The 15,514-nt window shown below is 33.4% G+C and carries 14 protein-coding genes; 6 read left to right on the forward strand and 8 right to left on the reverse strand.

The genetic code is table 11. The annotated features are described in order from the left end of the window. Nucleotides 1-393: a response regulator gene (locus ACIQ2L_RS04840; RefSeq protein ID WP_396156963.1), complete on the forward strand. Its 393-nt coding sequence runs from the start codon at nucleotides 1-3 to the stop codon at nucleotides 391-393. A 56-nt stretch (nucleotides 394-449) separates the two neighbouring features. On the opposite strand, the gene rny is transcribed toward ACIQ2L_RS04840, so the two are convergent. From rny to ACIQ2L_RS04855, 3 genes are all read right to left on the reverse strand, one after another. Further along, nucleotides 450-2,012: a ribonuclease Y gene (rny, locus tag ACIQ2L_RS04845; protein WP_396156965.1), complete on the reverse strand. Its 1,563-nt coding sequence runs from the start codon at nucleotides 2,010-2,012 to the stop codon at nucleotides 450-452. 209 nt (nucleotides 2,013-2,221) lie between these two features. After that, complete coding sequence (locus tag ACIQ2L_RS04850; RefSeq protein WP_396156967.1) at nucleotides 2,222-2,515, reverse strand: cell division protein ZapA; 294 nt, start codon at nucleotides 2,513-2,515, stop codon at nucleotides 2,222-2,224. A gap of 4 nt (nucleotides 2,516-2,519) precedes the next feature. Beyond that, on the reverse strand, nucleotides 2,520-2,810 hold the full coding sequence (locus ACIQ2L_RS04855; RefSeq protein ID WP_396156969.1) for a hypothetical protein: 291 nt from the start codon (nucleotides 2,808-2,810) through the stop codon (nucleotides 2,520-2,522). A gap of 183 nt (nucleotides 2,811-2,993) precedes the next feature. Between ACIQ2L_RS04855 and ACIQ2L_RS04860 the strand changes: the two genes are divergently transcribed. The 3 genes from ACIQ2L_RS04860 to ACIQ2L_RS04870 are packed head-to-tail and all read left to right on the forward strand — an operon-like array spanning nucleotide 2,994 to nucleotide 7,929. Further along, complete coding sequence (locus ACIQ2L_RS04860) at nucleotides 2,994-4,691, forward strand: M23 family metallopeptidase (RefSeq protein WP_396156971.1); 1,698 nt, start codon at nucleotides 2,994-2,996, stop codon at nucleotides 4,689-4,691. Nucleotides 4,692-4,700: 9 nt separating this feature from the next. Further along, on the forward strand, nucleotides 4,701-7,178 hold the full coding sequence (locus tag ACIQ2L_RS04865) for a carboxypeptidase-like regulatory domain-containing protein (protein WP_396156973.1): 2,478 nt from the start codon (nucleotides 4,701-4,703) through the stop codon (nucleotides 7,176-7,178). A gap of 37 nt (nucleotides 7,179-7,215) precedes the next feature. Then, on the forward strand, nucleotides 7,216-7,929 hold the full coding sequence (locus tag ACIQ2L_RS04870; protein WP_396156975.1) for a hypothetical protein: 714 nt from the start codon (nucleotides 7,216-7,218) through the stop codon (nucleotides 7,927-7,929). Here ACIQ2L_RS04870 and ACIQ2L_RS04875 read toward each other — a convergent pair whose 3' ends face one another. From ACIQ2L_RS04875 to ACIQ2L_RS04895, 5 genes are all read right to left on the reverse strand, one after another. Beyond that, the gene (locus ACIQ2L_RS04875) at nucleotides 7,930-9,759 is read right to left on the reverse strand and encodes an ABC transporter ATP-binding protein (RefSeq protein WP_396156977.1); all 1,830 of its coding nucleotides are present in this window, start codon (nucleotides 9,757-9,759) and stop codon (nucleotides 7,930-7,932) included. It abuts the gene before it with no gap. Then, complete coding sequence (locus ACIQ2L_RS04880; protein WP_396156979.1) at nucleotides 9,759-11,486, reverse strand: phospho-sugar mutase; 1,728 nt, start codon at nucleotides 11,484-11,486, stop codon at nucleotides 9,759-9,761. The genes ACIQ2L_RS04875 and ACIQ2L_RS04880 overlap by 1 nt, the downstream gene beginning before the upstream one ends. Before the next feature lie 199 nt (nucleotides 11,487-11,685). Next, the gene (locus ACIQ2L_RS04885; RefSeq protein ID WP_396156981.1) at nucleotides 11,686-12,042 is read right to left on the reverse strand and encodes an ORF6N domain-containing protein; all 357 of its coding nucleotides are present in this window, start codon (nucleotides 12,040-12,042) and stop codon (nucleotides 11,686-11,688) included. A 44-nt stretch (nucleotides 12,043-12,086) separates the two neighbouring features. Beyond that, the gene (locus ACIQ2L_RS04890) at nucleotides 12,087-13,043 is read right to left on the reverse strand and encodes a glycosyltransferase family 2 protein (protein ID WP_396156983.1); all 957 of its coding nucleotides are present in this window, start codon (nucleotides 13,041-13,043) and stop codon (nucleotides 12,087-12,089) included. Further along, complete coding sequence (locus ACIQ2L_RS04895; protein WP_396156985.1) at nucleotides 13,044-13,580, reverse strand: DUF4199 domain-containing protein; 537 nt, start codon at nucleotides 13,578-13,580, stop codon at nucleotides 13,044-13,046. Between the two features lie 221 nt (nucleotides 13,581-13,801). Between ACIQ2L_RS04895 and ACIQ2L_RS04900 the strand changes: the two genes are divergently transcribed. Next, nucleotides 13,802-14,053, forward strand: coding sequence for a type B 50S ribosomal protein L31 (locus tag ACIQ2L_RS04900; RefSeq protein WP_121314882.1), 252 nt, complete (start codon nucleotides 13,802-13,804; stop codon nucleotides 14,051-14,053). A 156-nt stretch (nucleotides 14,054-14,209) separates the two neighbouring features. Beyond that, a complete protein-coding gene (locus tag ACIQ2L_RS04905) occupies nucleotides 14,210-15,385 on the forward strand; it encodes a GlmU family protein (protein ID WP_396156987.1) in 1,176 nt (391 codons plus the stop codon). Nucleotides 15,386-15,514: the final 129 nt, after the last annotated feature.

The raw sequence follows: 15,514 nt of genomic DNA on the forward strand, positions 1-15,514 counted from the left end.
ATGAAATTCAATAACGTTTTTGTTATAGATGATGATAAAGTATTTCATTTTATCATTAAGAAATTGTTGGCCAGTAACAACATTAATGTTGAACCAAGATTTTTCGAAAATGGACTTCAAGCTTTAGAAGGAATTAAAATTAATCTTCAAAAAGAGGAAGCTCCACCTGATTTAATTTTATTGGATATTAACATGCCCATTCTTGATGGTTGGGAATTTTTAGAGGAATTTAAAATACTAAAAAATCGTCTTCAAAAAGAAATTGCTATTTATATCATAAGCTCTTCTGATAATATTGTGGATAGGAATAGAGCTAAAGATTTTAAAGATGAAATCAAAGATTACTTTCTAAAACCAATTACAGTTGATGGTTTAAAATCAATTTTTTATTAATAAAAAAATGCGATATCGTTATACAAACGATACCGCATTTTTTTCCTTTATATTCTTTATTTCGCAATATTTACCGCGCGAGTTTCTCTAATTACCGTAATTTTTACTTGACCTGGGTACGTCATTTCGGTTTGAATCTTTTGTGAAATTTCAAAAGAAAGACTTGCAGCATTTTCGTCGCTTACTTTTTCGCTTTCAACGATTACACGCAGTTCACGCCCCGCTTGAATGGCATAAGCATTTTTAACTCCGTTAAATCCAAATGCGATGTTTTCCAAGTCTTTTAATCTTTGAATGTATGAATCTAAAACCTGACGTCTTGCTCCTGGTCTTGCTCCCGAAATAGCATCGCAAACCTGTATAATTGGAGAAATTAAATATTTCATTTCAATCTCATCATGATGCGCTCCAATGGCATTGCAAACTTCTTCTTTTTCACCAAATTTCTCAGCCCATTGCATTCCCAATAATGCGTGAGGCAAATCACTTTCGGCATCCGGCACTTTTCCGATATCGTGCAGTAAACCAGCACGTTTTGCCAACTTAACATTTAAGCCTAATTCGGCAGCCATGATACCACAAAGTTTAGAAACTTCTCTAGAGTGTTGCAACAAGTTTTGTCCGTAAGAAGAACGGTATTTCATTCTACCAACAACTTTAATTAACTCAGGATGTAAACCATGAATTCCTAAATCGATTACGGTACGTTTACCAACTTCAACGATTTCATCATCAATTTGTTTAGTGGTTTTAGCAACAACTTCTTCAATTCGAGCAGGGTGAATTCTACCATCAGTTACTAATTTATGTAATGATAAACGAGCGATTTCTCTTCTCACTGGATCAAAACAAGAAAGGATAATCGCTTCAGGAGTATCATCTACAATAATTTCAACTCCGGTTGCCGCTTCAAGTGCACGAATATTTCTTCCTTCACGTCCGATGATTCTTCCTTTAACATCATCCGATTCAATATTAAAAACAGAAACGCAATTTTCTACTGCTTCTTCTGTTCCAACACGTTGAATGGTGTTGATGATTACTTTCTTAGCTTCTTGTTGAGCGGTTAATTTTGATTCCTCAATGGTATCCTGAATATATGCCATCGCTTTGGTTTTGGCTTCCGCTTTTAAACTTTCTACCAATTGTTCTCGAGCATCTTCGGCGGAAAGTCCTGAAATAACTTCCAATTGATCTACTTGGCTTTTGTGCAGTTTTTCAAGTTCTTGTTGCTTCTTGTCTAATGTTTCAATTTTGGTAGTGTATTCAATAGTTTTAGCTTCAAAGTCATCATTTATTTTTTTAGCTTTAGCCAATTCACTCGAAACTTGTGATTCTTTATCACGTGTTCTTTTTTCAACTTCAGCTATTCGTTTATCCTTACCTAAAATCTCTTGTTCATGTTCCGATTTAAGCTCTAAAAATTTTTCTTTGGCTTGTAATAACTTGTCTTTCTTAATATTCTCAGCTTCCAGGTTGGCATCTTTTAATATAGATGCCGCGTCTTTTTTTGCATTTTTTACCATGTTGGAAATGTTGCTTTTTTCAAGGAATTTTGCAATTCCAAAACCTCCAGCAATTCCAGCAATAAGCGCAATTATAATTAGTATAGTTTCCATTTTTTGTTTGTATTTATATATAAAAAAAGCCTACATTAGGTGAATGCATAAACTCGAAAGGACAAGTTTTGAGCTAACTCGTTGGTCAAGTTTCTCCGCCGTGGCGGAGCATGCTTTAGTAACGACGATTTACTCATTTTAATTTGTTAGTGTTGAGTTTACCAATAAAAATCTAATGTAGGCGGTATTGTAATCCTATGTTAAGAACGTTATTTTTTTTCGAGATAATCAAATAATACATCATTAATTTTTTTTAATCTATCCAAATCTTTACTCTCAATGGATTTGTCGACCTGCTTTTGTTCTACTTGTGATGCAAACTGTAAAGCACACATAGCCAATACATCTTGTTTGTCACGAACCGCATAGTTTTCTTCGAATTGCTTAATCATTGCATCAATTTTTTTGGAAGCACTCCGCAGCCCTTCTTCTTGAGACATGTCTACCGTTAACGGATACACTCTGTCTGCAATTGATATTTTTATTTTAAGCTTTTCATCCATGTTTTTAGTCTGATAACTGCGCTATACAGTGATCTATCTCTCGGATTAATGAATTTATTTTAAGCTTTGTATCTCGTTTATTTTCTTCACCGCCTAATAATGAATTGGCCATTCGGAGTGATTCACATTCTGATTTTAATTGTTCAATCGTATCAGCTTGGTTTTTTATTATACCAGCAGCATTAACTAATTCCGTTTTTACCGTTTCAGAATCTTGTTCTAAACCCTTAATTTTAGTAAAAAGTTTGCCAATTCTATTTTCGAGGGAATCAATTATTTCTGCAATTTCACTCATGAATTTTTATTCATTACTTACTTCACAAAGTTAGAATTCTATTTCGGTTGTACAATAGTTTTGACAATTATTTATTCCAATTACAAACTATAATTATAATATTTTGTTTTTTAAGGAGTTACAAAAAGTTAGTTAATTGTAAATTTTTACGCACTTTTCATTACCTTAGCGAAAATAAGCGGTATGAAGAATTTTTGCTTTTTTTTTCTCTTTTCTCTTTTTAGTTTTGGACAAAATCAATATCCAAAAGATTTTTTTCGTTCCCCATTAGACATTCCGTTATTACTTTCTGGAAATTTTGGTGAATTACGACCCAATCATTTTCATTCTGGATTTGATTTTAAAACTCAAAAAAAAGAAGGTTTTCCTGTTTACGCTGTCGCGGATGGCAATGTGTCTCGAATTAAAATTTCGGAATATGGTTACGGAAAAGCAATTTACGTTTCACATCCTAACGGTTATACCTCTGTTTATGGTCATTTACAATCGGGTTTTGGGTATATTGAAAAGTATATCAAAAAAGAACAATATAAAGCCAAATCCTATGAAATTGATATCACATTAAATCCAAATGATTTATTCGTTAAAAAAGGAGATGTTATTGCAATTTCTGGTAATACCGGTGGTTCTGAAGGGCCACATTTGCATTTTGAAATACGTAACACACAATCTGAGAAAATCATTAATCCATTGTATTTTGGTTTTGATTCTCTTATTTCTGATTCTAAAAGACCAAACATTACAAGTTTATGGGTTTATCCGTTAGATGAAGATGCTACTGTAAATCAATCTAAAAGACCTATTTCAGTGAATTTATCATTACAAGAAGATGGAAGTTATTTAGCAGAGAAGGTTGCTGCAAAAGGTAAGATTGGCTTCGGAATTACAGCAACAGATTTTGATGATGTGTCGTGGAATGCTAACGGCGAATTTAGAGTTCAAACTTTTTTGAATGGCAAAGCCGATTTTGGGTATCAATTTGACACTTTTGATTTTGATGAAACCCGATTTGTGAATGCTTTAATTGATTATGAACGCTATAAAAAATTGGGACAACGGGTTCAGAAATTGTTTATGAAAAATCCATATTCGTTAAGTATTATCAAGCCCGGAGTTGATAATGGGGTGATTACTGTTTCAAACAACATAACACAATCCTATCGTATAGAAATTGCCGACTTTGGTGAGAACATCACAAAAATATTTATTCCAATTCATTATTCTGATTTGGCAGCAAAAGTTTCTGAAATACCAAAAACTTCAAAATATGTTGTGAAATCTAAAAAAGAAAATATTTTTTCATTTGAAAATGTAACTGTAAATTTTCCAGCAAATACATTCTATGATGATTTTTATATGAATTTCGAAGTTGAGAAAGGAATTCTAAAACTTCATGAAGATAGCGTTCCCGCACATACCAATTTTTCTATTACTTTTGAAGATAGTTTGACGGCTCAAAAAGATAGAGAAATTATGTTTATCGGTTTGATTGATGGAAAGAAAATAAACTACTACAATACTAAACGCTACAAAAATTCGTTTACCATCTATACCAAATATTTGGGCGAATATAAGCTGTTTAAAGATGGAACACCACCTAAAGTTAAAAGTGATAAAAGTATTGGTGGTAAATGGATTAGTGATATCAATGAACTTAGATTTACAATTTCGGATCAATTATCTGGCATTAAAAGTTACGATGGATATCTGAATGGAAAATGGATTTTATTAGAATATGAACCTAAAACAAAAAAATTGATTCATCGTTTTTCTGATGGTATCGTGGCCGAAGGAAAAAATGATTTAAAAGTTGTGGTTACTGATAATGTTGGAAATTCTACTATCTTTGAAACACAATTTTTTAGAAGTCAAAAACCTTAATTCTATAATTTGAAAACAATTAGATTCCTTTTCACGCTCCTATTTTTTATTATAAGTATATTTTCTTTTGCACAAAATCAAACTGCTAAAGTTGCTGGAATTGTGCTCGATGAAAATAACAAACCTGTTGAAGGTGTAAATATTAGCTACAAAACTAAATCAGCTACAACCAATTCAAACGGATTTTATGAATTAACGGTTCCTGCCAATCAAAAAATTGTTATCGTTTTTACCCATACGGCTTTAAAAAGCATCACGGCAACACTGCAATTAAAACCTGATGAAAATTTTGAATTTCATGTAGTAATGAGTGACAAAGCAGAGCAATTAAGTGATGTTATTATAACCAGTAGTAGAAGAAGAGTTCAAGGAATTACTTCAATTGAGCCAGAAACAATACGTAAAAACCCAAGTGCAAATGCCGGAATAGAAAGTGTCTTAAAAACGTTTGCTGGAGTAAATTCGAATAGTGAATTGAGTACGCAATATGCAGTTCGTGGCGGAAATTATGACGAAAATTTAGTTTATGTAAATGAAATTGAAGTCTATCGTCCGTTTTTAATTCGTTCAGGCCAGCAAGAAGGATTGAGTTTCACCAATACTGATATGGTTCAAAATGTGGACTTCTCGGCTGGTGGATTTCAAGCAAAGTACGGTGATAAATTATCTTCTGTTTTAGATATTACGTATAGAAAACCAACTAAATTCGGACTTGCAGCAGAAGCAAGTTTCCTTGGTGGCAGTGTAACTGCAGAAGGCGCTTCTAAAAATAAAAAATGGTCAGCAATTACGGGAGTTCGTTATCGTGATAACTCACTTTTAGTTAATAGTCAGGAAACCCAAACTAATTTTAGACCAACATTTGTAGATGTTCAAACTAATGTAAATTTCAGTCCAAATGAAAAATGGCATTTTAGTTTCTTGGGTAATGCCTCTCAAAACATATATAATTATCAACCTTTAACCCGTCAAACAAATTTTGGAACTATTGACGAACCCATTGCATTACAAGTTTTTTATGAAGGTCAGGAAAATGATAGGTATCAAACCCTTTTTGGAGCATTTAAAACCAATTTTGTTGCCAATGAAAACAATACTTTTAAGTTAATCACATCTGTTTATCATACACAAGAGCAAGAGTACTTTGATATTTTTGCGGCTTATTTTTTAGGTGAAGTGGATACGAATATCGGCTCAGAAACATTGGGACAAGTAACTTTTAATCGAGGTATTGGTACGCAATTAAATCACGCTCGTAATGATTTAGATGCTTTGATTGTCAATGCAGAAATTAAAGGAGTGCATCAAATCAATAACAAAAAACAACAAATAGATTGGGGTTTTAAATACACTCGTGAAAATATTCGTGACCGAATTGTAGAATGGGAAGTGATTGATTCCGCTGGTTTTTCAATTAATCCACCGGCTTTTGATTTCCCAAATGAGCAACCCTATAATCCTTATGTTGGACCTTTGGTTCCGTATCAAAATGTTAGAGCCACAAATTTTATTGATATTAACCGTCTTTCGGGCTATGCACAATGGAGTACCAAAACTAAAATTGGCGAAAATCAACTTTGGATTACGGCTGGTTCTCGTTTTCATTCTTGGATTGTTTCAGGCGATAGAATTTCAAATGCAAAACAGCAAACGGTTTTTAGCCCCAGAGCGCAATTGGCTTTCAAACCCGATTGGGAAAAAGATATGATTTTCCGTTTGTCTCTTGGATATTACCATCAGCCGCCATTTTATCGCGAGTTAAGAGATTTAAATGGAGCGGTAAATCCAAATGTAAAAGCCCAACAATCAATTCATTTTGTATTCAGTAATGATTATAATTTTAAGTTGAATAATCGACCCTTCAAGTTGGTAACTGAAGCGTATTATAAAACAATGACTGATGTAAATAGTTATACTTTAGAAAATGTTAGGATTCGATACCGAGCCAATAATGATGCCGAAGCCTATGCTTATGGATTGGATATGCGCTTGAACGGAGAGTTCGTTCCGGGAACCGAATCCTGGTTGAGTTTTGGATATATGAAAACAGAAGAAAATCTTGATAATAGAGGTTTTATTGCTCGTCCAACCGATCAGCGATTGAAATTTGGAATTCTTTTCCAAGATTATATGCCAAATATTCCGAATATGAAATTGTATATGAACTTGGTTTATAACACAGGATTACCTGGCGGTTCACCATCGTATGCAGATCCTTATGTATATCAAAGTCGTTTACGAGATTATCGTCGCGCTGATGTTGGATTCTCTTATGTCTTGACCGAAAGAAATAACGAAAGACCAGAAGGACATTGGTTAAAGAAATTCAAAGATTTATCTGCAGGATTTGAAATCTTCAATTTGTTTAATAATCAAAATGCCATCACAAATACATGGGTACGCGATGTGTATACGAAAAACCAGTACGGAATTCCAAACTACATGACAACGCGCGTTTTCAATATTAAACTGACGGCAAGATTATAGAAAGAATTCACTAATTTTAGTGTTTAATTTTATGAAAATGAAAAAATACGCTTTATATATTTCAATTATAGTTGGTTTTACTTTGGTTAGTTGCAAAAAAGAAGCAATAGATAAACCCAAAGTTATTTATGAGGATGCCACGAAATCAAAACGAGTAGCTCTAGTTGATACTTCTCAAATAGAAGTGGCCGACTTGCCAATCACTATGGAAGGAACTAACTTTCTAATACATCCTATTGGAGTAATTTCGGGAAAAAGCAAAGGATTTAAATCCTATTCTGATTCAGAGCAGAGTTTTGCGGTTTCGAATTATGGTGAATATGAAATTACAGGTTATTTGAAAAACCTGAAGTTTCAGGAAATAGGAACCGATAGTATTTATACTTTGACAGATAAGCAAGTGATGATTGAAACGGCAACCTATTTAAAAACAGTTGCGGATAAAAGTAAATTACAATTAATCGTCTATTCATTAGCCGATATGGATACGAACAAAGATGATAAACTTGATGGTAATGATATAAAGTCCTTGTATATTAGTACTATTTCTGGTAAAAAATTCACCAAACTTTCAACTGATTTTCAAGAAGTAATTGATTGGAAAATAATAGAAACAAATAATATTTTGTATTTCAGAACTATTGAAGACACTAATAAAAATGGGGCATTTGATGCTGATGATCAACTTCAATATTACTTCGTAAATTTAGTAGATAAAGACTGGAAAGTTAATAGTTATAGACCAATCTAACTAATCAAAAGACTGCATCGAAACCAATTTGGAATAGGTTCCGTTTTGGGCTAAAAGCTCTTCGTGATTTCCTTGTTCCACAATTTTTCCCTTTTGCATCACCACAATTACATCGGCTTTTTGAATCGTGGAAAGTCGGTGCGCGATCACAATGGAAGTCCTGTTTTGCATCATGTTTTCTAATGCTATTTGAACCAATCTTTCGCTTTCGGTATCCAAAGCTGAAGTGGCTTCGTCCAAAATCATTATAGGTGGATTTTTCAAAACCGCACGTGCAATAGACAAGCGTTGTTTCTGTCCGCCCGAAAGTTTATTTCCACTGTCGCCTATATTGGTATGAATACCTTCGGGTAACTCTTTTACAAATTCGTAGGCATTTGCAATTTTTAAGGCTTCGATAATTTCATTCTCAGTGGCATCAAGTTTTCCTAGAGAAATATTTGCTTTAATGGTATCATTAAACAAAATAGAATCCTGAGTAACCAATCCCATCAAACCGCGAAGCGATTGCAAATCCATATCTTTTATGTCAATGTTGTCAATGGTAATTTTTCCTTTGCTGACATCATAAAAACGAGTAAGTAAATTAGCAATAGTACTTTTTCCACTTCCCGATTGTCCAACCAATGCGACTGTTTTCCCTTTGGGAACTTTAAGTGAAAAGTCTTTCAATACATTTTCTTCTTGATATCTGAAGTTGATGTTTTCCAAAGAAATTCCGGTTTCAAAATTGTCTTTATGAATAGCATTTGGTTTCGATGTTATGGTATTTTCTTCTTCCATCAAAGTGAATACTCGTTCGGCTGCAGCCAAACCAGTTTTTACCTGATAGGAAGCTTTTGAAATGTTTTTAGCAGGAGTTAATATTGTGTATGCCAAAGCAATATAACCAATAAATGCAGTACTTGCCAACGATTTATCAACTAAAACCATATATCCTCCATAATATAAAAGTACGGCTATGGTTAGAATTCCCAGAAATTCACTCATCGGCGAGGCCAAGTTGCTTTTGTTACCGATACTATTGGACAACTGTTGTAACTTTTTAACCGATGTGTTGAATTTTGATATAAAGAGATTCTCAGCATTGTAGCTTTTTACCACTTTCATTCCACCCAAGGTTTCGTCTAAAATAGAAATGAAATAACCTGTTTCTTGTTGGGCTTTTTTGGATTTAGATTTTAAGTTTTTACCAATCCTTGAAATGATTAATCCCGAAATTGGGATAAAAATAAATACGAATAGTGTCAGTTTAGAGCTTATTGCCAACATGGCAACAATTGAAAAAATAATGGTTAAAGGTTCACGAACTACTAATTCTAATACCTGAAAAAAAGAGTTTTGAACTTCGTTAATATCACCAAGCATTCTCGACATCACATCACCTTTTCGGGTATCAGAATAATAAGAGACAGGTAAATGAATAATTTTTCGATATAATTTTTCGCGTAAGTCTTTTAAAACGCCGGTTCTTAATCGAGTTACATGAAAAGAAGCGAGATAATTGAAAATATTTTTCAGTAAAAAAATTACAATGACAATGGATACTACAAGTAAAAGCGCATATTCTTCTCCTCTTTCGGTTGATAACTTCGTAATATAATAATTCAATAAATCTTCGCCATATTTGCCCAAAAAACCAATGCCTTTATATACTGGCATAACAGTTACTTGTTCCGTCTCTTTAAAAAGAACTTTTAAAGTTGGAATAATAGAAACCATTCCCAATGTCGAAAAAAAGGCATAAAATATATTAAAAACGATATTCAAAATTACATTCTTCTTGTATTTTAAGGCAAAAGGAAGTATTTTTTTGAGATTACTATCCATTAGTTTAACTGCATTTGTGAAATTATATTTTTGATTTTAGTGTCTAAAAATGCATCTGCGGTCTTTATTTCATCTAAGCTTTCTATGGCAGTATTCACACTAAAATAAAATTTTATTTTGGGTTCGGTTCCACTAGGACGCGCACAAATTTTAGAGCCATCTTCTAAATAATAAATTAAAACGTCCGATTTTGGTATAATTAAAGTTTCAAACTCATCACTCAAAAGATTTCGTGCCGTTGAATTTTGATAATCTTCGACCATAACCACACGTTGACTGTTGATTTCAGATACCGGTTTTTCGCGCATATCTACCATCATTTGCTTGATTTCGTTTGCGCCTTCAATTCCTTTTTTGGTAATCGAAATTAGATGTTCTTTGTAAAAACCAAAGTCAACATACATTTGTTCCAATTCTTTATAAACAGAACTTCCTTTTTCTTTTGCCTGTGCTGCAATTTCACACATTAGCAAAATCGCGCCAACGGCATCCTTATCGCGCACAGCGTCACCAACCATAAAGCCAAAACTTTCTTCGCCACCGCCAATAAATTGTAATTCAGGAAAGTCTTTGATAAATTTCGCAATCCATTTAAATCCAGTTAAACCAACTTTACATTCTACGTTATATGCAGAAGCCAATTCGAGCATCATTGGTGTAGAAACGATAGTCGAACCTACGAACTGTTTGCCATTAATCTTACCTGCTTTTTTCCATTGTTCCAAAAGAAAATGCGTCATTACAACCATGGTTTGGTTTCCATTCAATAATTGCAATTTTCCTTCATTATTTCTAACGGCTACACCCAGTCGGTCGCTATCAGGATCTGTTCCAAAAACGATATCTGCTTTTATTTTATCTGCCAAAGCTACGGCCATGGACAAAGCTTCAGGCTCTTCGGGATTTGGAGACTTAACAGTTGGGAAATCACCATTAGGTTCAGCTTGTTCTGGCACAATATTTACATCGGTATAACCCGCTTTTGACAAAACTGCTGGAACCAATTTTATAGACGTTCCATGCAAAGAAGTATAGACGATTTTTAAATTTTGTTGGGCTTCTGCCGAAGTGTTAAAACTTGCATTTTCAATAGTAGAATTTATAAACGCTTTATCAATAGCTACGTCAATATATTCTATTAAACTTTCGTTTGCTTCAAATTTAATTTCACTATATTTTAAGTCTTCAATCACTTGAATAATTTCTTCGTCTTGAGGTGGTACTAATTGTCCGCCATCCTGCCAATACACTTTATAACCATTGTATTCCGGCGGATTGTGCGAAGCAGTTAAAACGATTCCGGCATGACAATTAAGGTGTTTTAAGGCAAAAGATAATTCTGGAGTAGGTCGCATTTCCGAAAATAAATACACATAAATTCCGTTGGCTGAAAAAACATCGGCGACTACTTTTGCCAAGGAGTCGCTATTATGACGACAATCATAAGCAATTACTACTTTCAATTCTTCGCTTGGAAATGATTTTTTTAAGTAATCTGATAATCCTTGCGTGTTTTTACCAAGAGTATATTTATTAATACGATTGGTGCCCACACCCATAATTCCGCGCATTCCACCAGTTCCGAATTCCAAATTCTTATAAAAACTCTCCTCCAAATTTTTTGGAGAAGTAGTCATCATTTCGATGATTTCGTCTTGTGTTGCTGCGTCAAATGTAGGCGTAAGCCATTCGTTTACTTTATCTAATATATTTTTTTCGATGTGCATAATCTTTTTTTGAAGCCAATCCTGCTATTCGCTATATCTTTTTATTTTTGTCATCCTGAGCTTGTCGAAGGACAAAAATAAAAAGGATACCGCTTCTATCAGGGCTAAGCTAATTTGTAAACTTATTTATTATATCAATCGTTGTTTTACGTTTGTTAAATTACATTTTCAATACAAAATTAATCATCAAATTCTTAAATTATTTTTTAAATCCAATTTTTTTCCTTCTCCCTCCCCTTTGGGGAGGGCTGGGGTGGGGCTTTTTATCACTTTTTAAAACACTTGATAACATTGCAATACCCTGTTCTGTAAAGGCAAAAGGAGAAGAACCACCTAAATAGCTTTTTGATGGTATCACATTTTGTGATACCAGGCGATTTATCTCTAAATCCGAAAGTTCAAACATAAAATCTTCTGGAAATCTTTTTAAATTCCTCCTAATACTTTGTTTTAAAACACGTGTTTCAACTCCATATAGCAATGACAAATCAAAATCAAGCATTACTTTACATCCTCGAATTTCAAATATTTTATTTTGAATAACTTCTATTTCCATACTACATTTTGGTTTGAGGTCACAAATTGTGTCCTCAAGTTGAACTACAAATTCACCTCACTTGAAATTTTATAGCGTTCCTCGTTATTCTTAGTCCGAAGAATAATTTCGCCCAAAAATCCAGCTAAAAATAATTGTGAACCTATAATCATAGCCGTTAAAGCGATATAAAAAAGAGGATTCTCTGTCACTAAAACAGTTTTAAAACCAGAATATAACCTAATAAGTTTGATAGAAATAATAAAACCAGTAGCTATGAATCCAATGATAAACATCAAAACGCCACCAGCGCCAAAAAGATGCATCGGTCTTTTGCCATAACGTGATAAAAACCAAATGGTAATCAAATCCAAAAATCCATTGATGAATCGGTTCATGCCAAATTTAGACTCTCCATATTTTCGGGCTTGATGAATGACCACTTTTTCGCCAATTTTGGAAAATCCAGCATTCTTGGCTAAAACAGGGATGTAACGGTGCATTTCGCCCGAAACTTCAATGTTTTTAATTACGGTATTTTTGTAAGCTTTTAAGCCACAATTAAAATCATTAAGATGAACTCCAGAAGTTTTTCGTGCAGCCCAATTGAAAAGTTTGGATGGTAAATTCTTTGTTACAACCGAATCATAACGTTTCTTTTTCCAACCCGAAACCAAATCATAATCTTGGGTCATTACCATTTTGTACAAATCTGGAATTTCCTCTGGACTATCTTGCAAATCGGCATCCATCGTAATGATTACATCACCTTGAGCTTTAGCAAAACCAGCATGTAATGCTTGTGATTTTCCAAAATTCCGAAGAAAACGAATCCCTTTTACATTTGGATTTTCGTTTGAAAGCTTTTCAATAATTTTCCATGAATCATCAGTGCTTCCATCATCTATAAAAATAATTTCATAAGAATAATTATGAGTTGTCATGACTCTGACAATCCATTGATGCAATTCAGGTAACGATTCCTGCTCGTTAAGAAGCGGAATGATTAGGGATAAATTCATTTATAATCCTTGTGATGAAGCTGATTTAGATTTGAAAATAGCAGCTAAAATTAATCCGAAAATAGCATGAAAAACTAATCCCATAGCTAATCCAAACATAATATTGCCAATAGAATAATTGTCAGTTTCTGCTACTTTTTGCATAGCTTCATTTATTGATGCTGCTGGAGCTCCAAACTTTTCCATCATTTCAGTTGTATACTTGATGGTGATTTCTTTGATAGTTTCTTTAGCTTGTGGGTCTATGAAGTTAAATAAAACATATTCATAAAGTTTAGAAATGAACGATCCAATAACTGCAGCAATAAAATAAACGGTGAAGGCCTCTTTGAAAGTAATGTTGCCATTCAATTGTTTTTTTGTTTTTGAAACTAAAACAAAACCGATAATTATTGGTACAACAATAGCCACACCTCCAATCCACCAACTTGTAAATAACTGCAAGTCTATTGTGTAAATAGCAGTTGTAATTAGTAATGAAAATAATCCTAGGATAATTCCAAATGTAATTCCGTTTTTCTTAATAATTTCATTCATGATTTTTAAGTTTTAATTAATTAACAAATATAGTAATTCCATTATTACAATTTGTAAGTTGCGTTTATTTAAAAAAAGTTACACAACGCTTTGATTATTATAAAAAAATTGTATTTTTGCACACGCTAAATTAAAAAGTAATAATAAAAGCTGTAGCTAGTTTATACCTTTCAGACTGAAAGCTTCAAAACAAAACTACTTCAAAACATAAAAAGAGTATCATGAAAAAAGGAATTCACCCAGAAAATTACAGATTAGTTGCTTTCAAAGACATGTCGAACGAAGATGTTTTTATCACTAAATCAACAGTAGAAACAAAAGAAACTATCACGCACGAAGGTGTGGAATACCCAGTTTTCAAAATGGAGATTTCTAGAACGTCTCACCCTTTTTACACAGGCAAATCTAAACTTATCGATACTGCAGGTCGTATTGATAAATTTAAAACAAAATACGCTAAACACGCTAAATAAGTCCCTAACCTTCTGGATAGATTTTCAAATTTTTACAAAACCTTTCATTTAATGGAAGGTTTTTTTATGAACCAAAGTTTTGTAACTTTGAAATGTATTTAAAAGTAAGAATTGAACCCTTAAACTTTTAAACCCTTAAACTTTTAAACTTCTCAAATGAATTATATCCTTTTTGACGGAACAGTTCGCAATGCTCTACTTCCTTTTACCTTTACTCGTCCGGTAGCCGATATTCGAATCGGTATTTTAACCATTAGAGAAAAATGGGAAAAACAGTTAGGCTATACAACAACAACTTTAACGGAGGAATACCTTTCTGAAAAGTTTCCTATGGTGGAAATGGAGAATAATGTATTGATTAACGCTTCTTTTTTACCCAACGATATTTTGGCAGAAATGGTCAAAAATTTAGAGAAAAATCAAGCTGTTTTTCAAGGAGAAGAAGTGATTGCTTTTTATACTAATGATACGCAAGAAGAAGTTGATTTTGATACTTATGAAATAATTGAATTCAATGAAGAGTGCTTAAAATTGGAACACACTTGGGATATTTTTGCCAAAAATGATGCCGCACTTCGCGAAGATTTTGAATTGATTACAGAAGACAGAAAGTCACAACCGATTCCTAAAAGTGTCAATGTAATTTCTCCCGAAAACATTTTTATCGAAGAAGGAGCAAAGCTAGAATTTGTCACTTTAAATGCCTCTACTGGACCAATTTACATTGGAAAAAACGCTGAAATTATGGAAGGTTCAGTCATACGTGGACCATTTGCTTTGTGTGAAGAAGCTCAAGTAAAACTGGCTACAAAAGTATATGGCGCTACAACTATTGGACCTCATTGTAGAATAGGTGGCGAAGTGAATAACTCGGTTTTGTTTGGCTATTCCAATAAAGGCCACGACGGATTTTTAGGAAATTCGGTTCTTGGCGAATGGTGCAATATGGGTGCCGACAGCAACAATTCCAATTTAAAAAACAACTACGAAGAAGTGCGTTTGTGGAGTTATGAAACCGAAGGATTTGCACGAACTGGTTTGCAGTTTTGCGGACTGATGATGGGCGATCATAGCAAATGTGGTATTAATACCATGTTCAATACTGGAACTGTAGTGGGTGTAAATGCCAACATTTTTGGAGCTGGTTTTCCTCGCAATTTTGTGCCAAGTTTTTCATGGGGTGGCGCTTCTGGATTTACTACTTATTTAACGTCTAAAGCAATTCAAACTGCCAAAATAGTTATGGCAAGACGTCAAGTGGAATTTACTGAAGAAGACGCTAAGATTTTGGAACATGTTTTTGAAGTAACTAAAAAGTTTAGAAAAGAATAGTTTAATAAGTTTAGCCACAGACTCACAGATTTTTAAAATTATTTTAATCTGTGAATCTGTGGCTATTTTTTTAAAACTATTCATAAATTTGTCCACTCAATTTTTGACAACGACATGCTTGTCCGGAGT

Source organism: Flavobacterium sp. (assembly GCF_044369455.1).
In the GTDB taxonomy this organism is placed as follows: Bacteria; Bacteroidota; Bacteroidia; order Flavobacteriales; family Flavobacteriaceae; genus Flavobacterium.

Coding starts and splice junctions, on each gene's coding strand:
- ACIQ2L_RS04840 (WP_396156963.1), top strand. CDS start 1: ATGAAATTCAATAACGTTTTTGTTATAGATGATGATAAAGTATTTCAT.
- rny (WP_396156965.1), bottom strand. CDS start 2,012: ATGGAAACTATACTAATTATAATTGCGCTTATTGCTGGAATTGCTGGA.
- ACIQ2L_RS04850 (WP_396156967.1), bottom strand. CDS start 2,515: ATGGATGAAAAGCTTAAAATAAAAATATCAATTGCAGACAGAGTGTAT.
- ACIQ2L_RS04855 (WP_396156969.1), bottom strand. CDS start 2,810: ATGAGTGAAATTGCAGAAATAATTGATTCCCTCGAAAATAGAATTGGC.
- ACIQ2L_RS04860 (WP_396156971.1), top strand. CDS start 2,994: ATGAAGAATTTTTGCTTTTTTTTTCTCTTTTCTCTTTTTAGTTTTGGA.
- ACIQ2L_RS04870 (WP_396156975.1), top strand. CDS start 7,216: ATGAAAAAATACGCTTTATATATTTCAATTATAGTTGGTTTTACTTTG.
- ACIQ2L_RS04875 (WP_396156977.1), bottom strand. CDS start 9,759: ATGGATAGTAATCTCAAAAAAATACTTCCTTTTGCCTTAAAATACAAG.
- ACIQ2L_RS04880 (WP_396156979.1), bottom strand. CDS start 11,486: ATGCACATCGAAAAAAATATATTAGATAAAGTAAACGAATGGCTTACG.
- ACIQ2L_RS04885 (WP_396156981.1), bottom strand. CDS start 12,042: ATGGAAATAGAAGTTATTCAAAATAAAATATTTGAAATTCGAGGATGT.
- ACIQ2L_RS04890 (WP_396156983.1), bottom strand. CDS start 13,043: ATGAATTTATCCCTAATCATTCCGCTTCTTAACGAGCAGGAATCGTTA.
- ACIQ2L_RS04895 (WP_396156985.1), bottom strand. CDS start 13,580: ATGAATGAAATTATTAAGAAAAACGGAATTACATTTGGAATTATCCTA.
- ACIQ2L_RS04900 (WP_121314882.1), top strand. CDS start 13,802: ATGAAAAAAGGAATTCACCCAGAAAATTACAGATTAGTTGCTTTCAAA.
- ACIQ2L_RS04905 (WP_396156987.1), top strand. CDS start 14,210: ATGAATTATATCCTTTTTGACGGAACAGTTCGCAATGCTCTACTTCCT.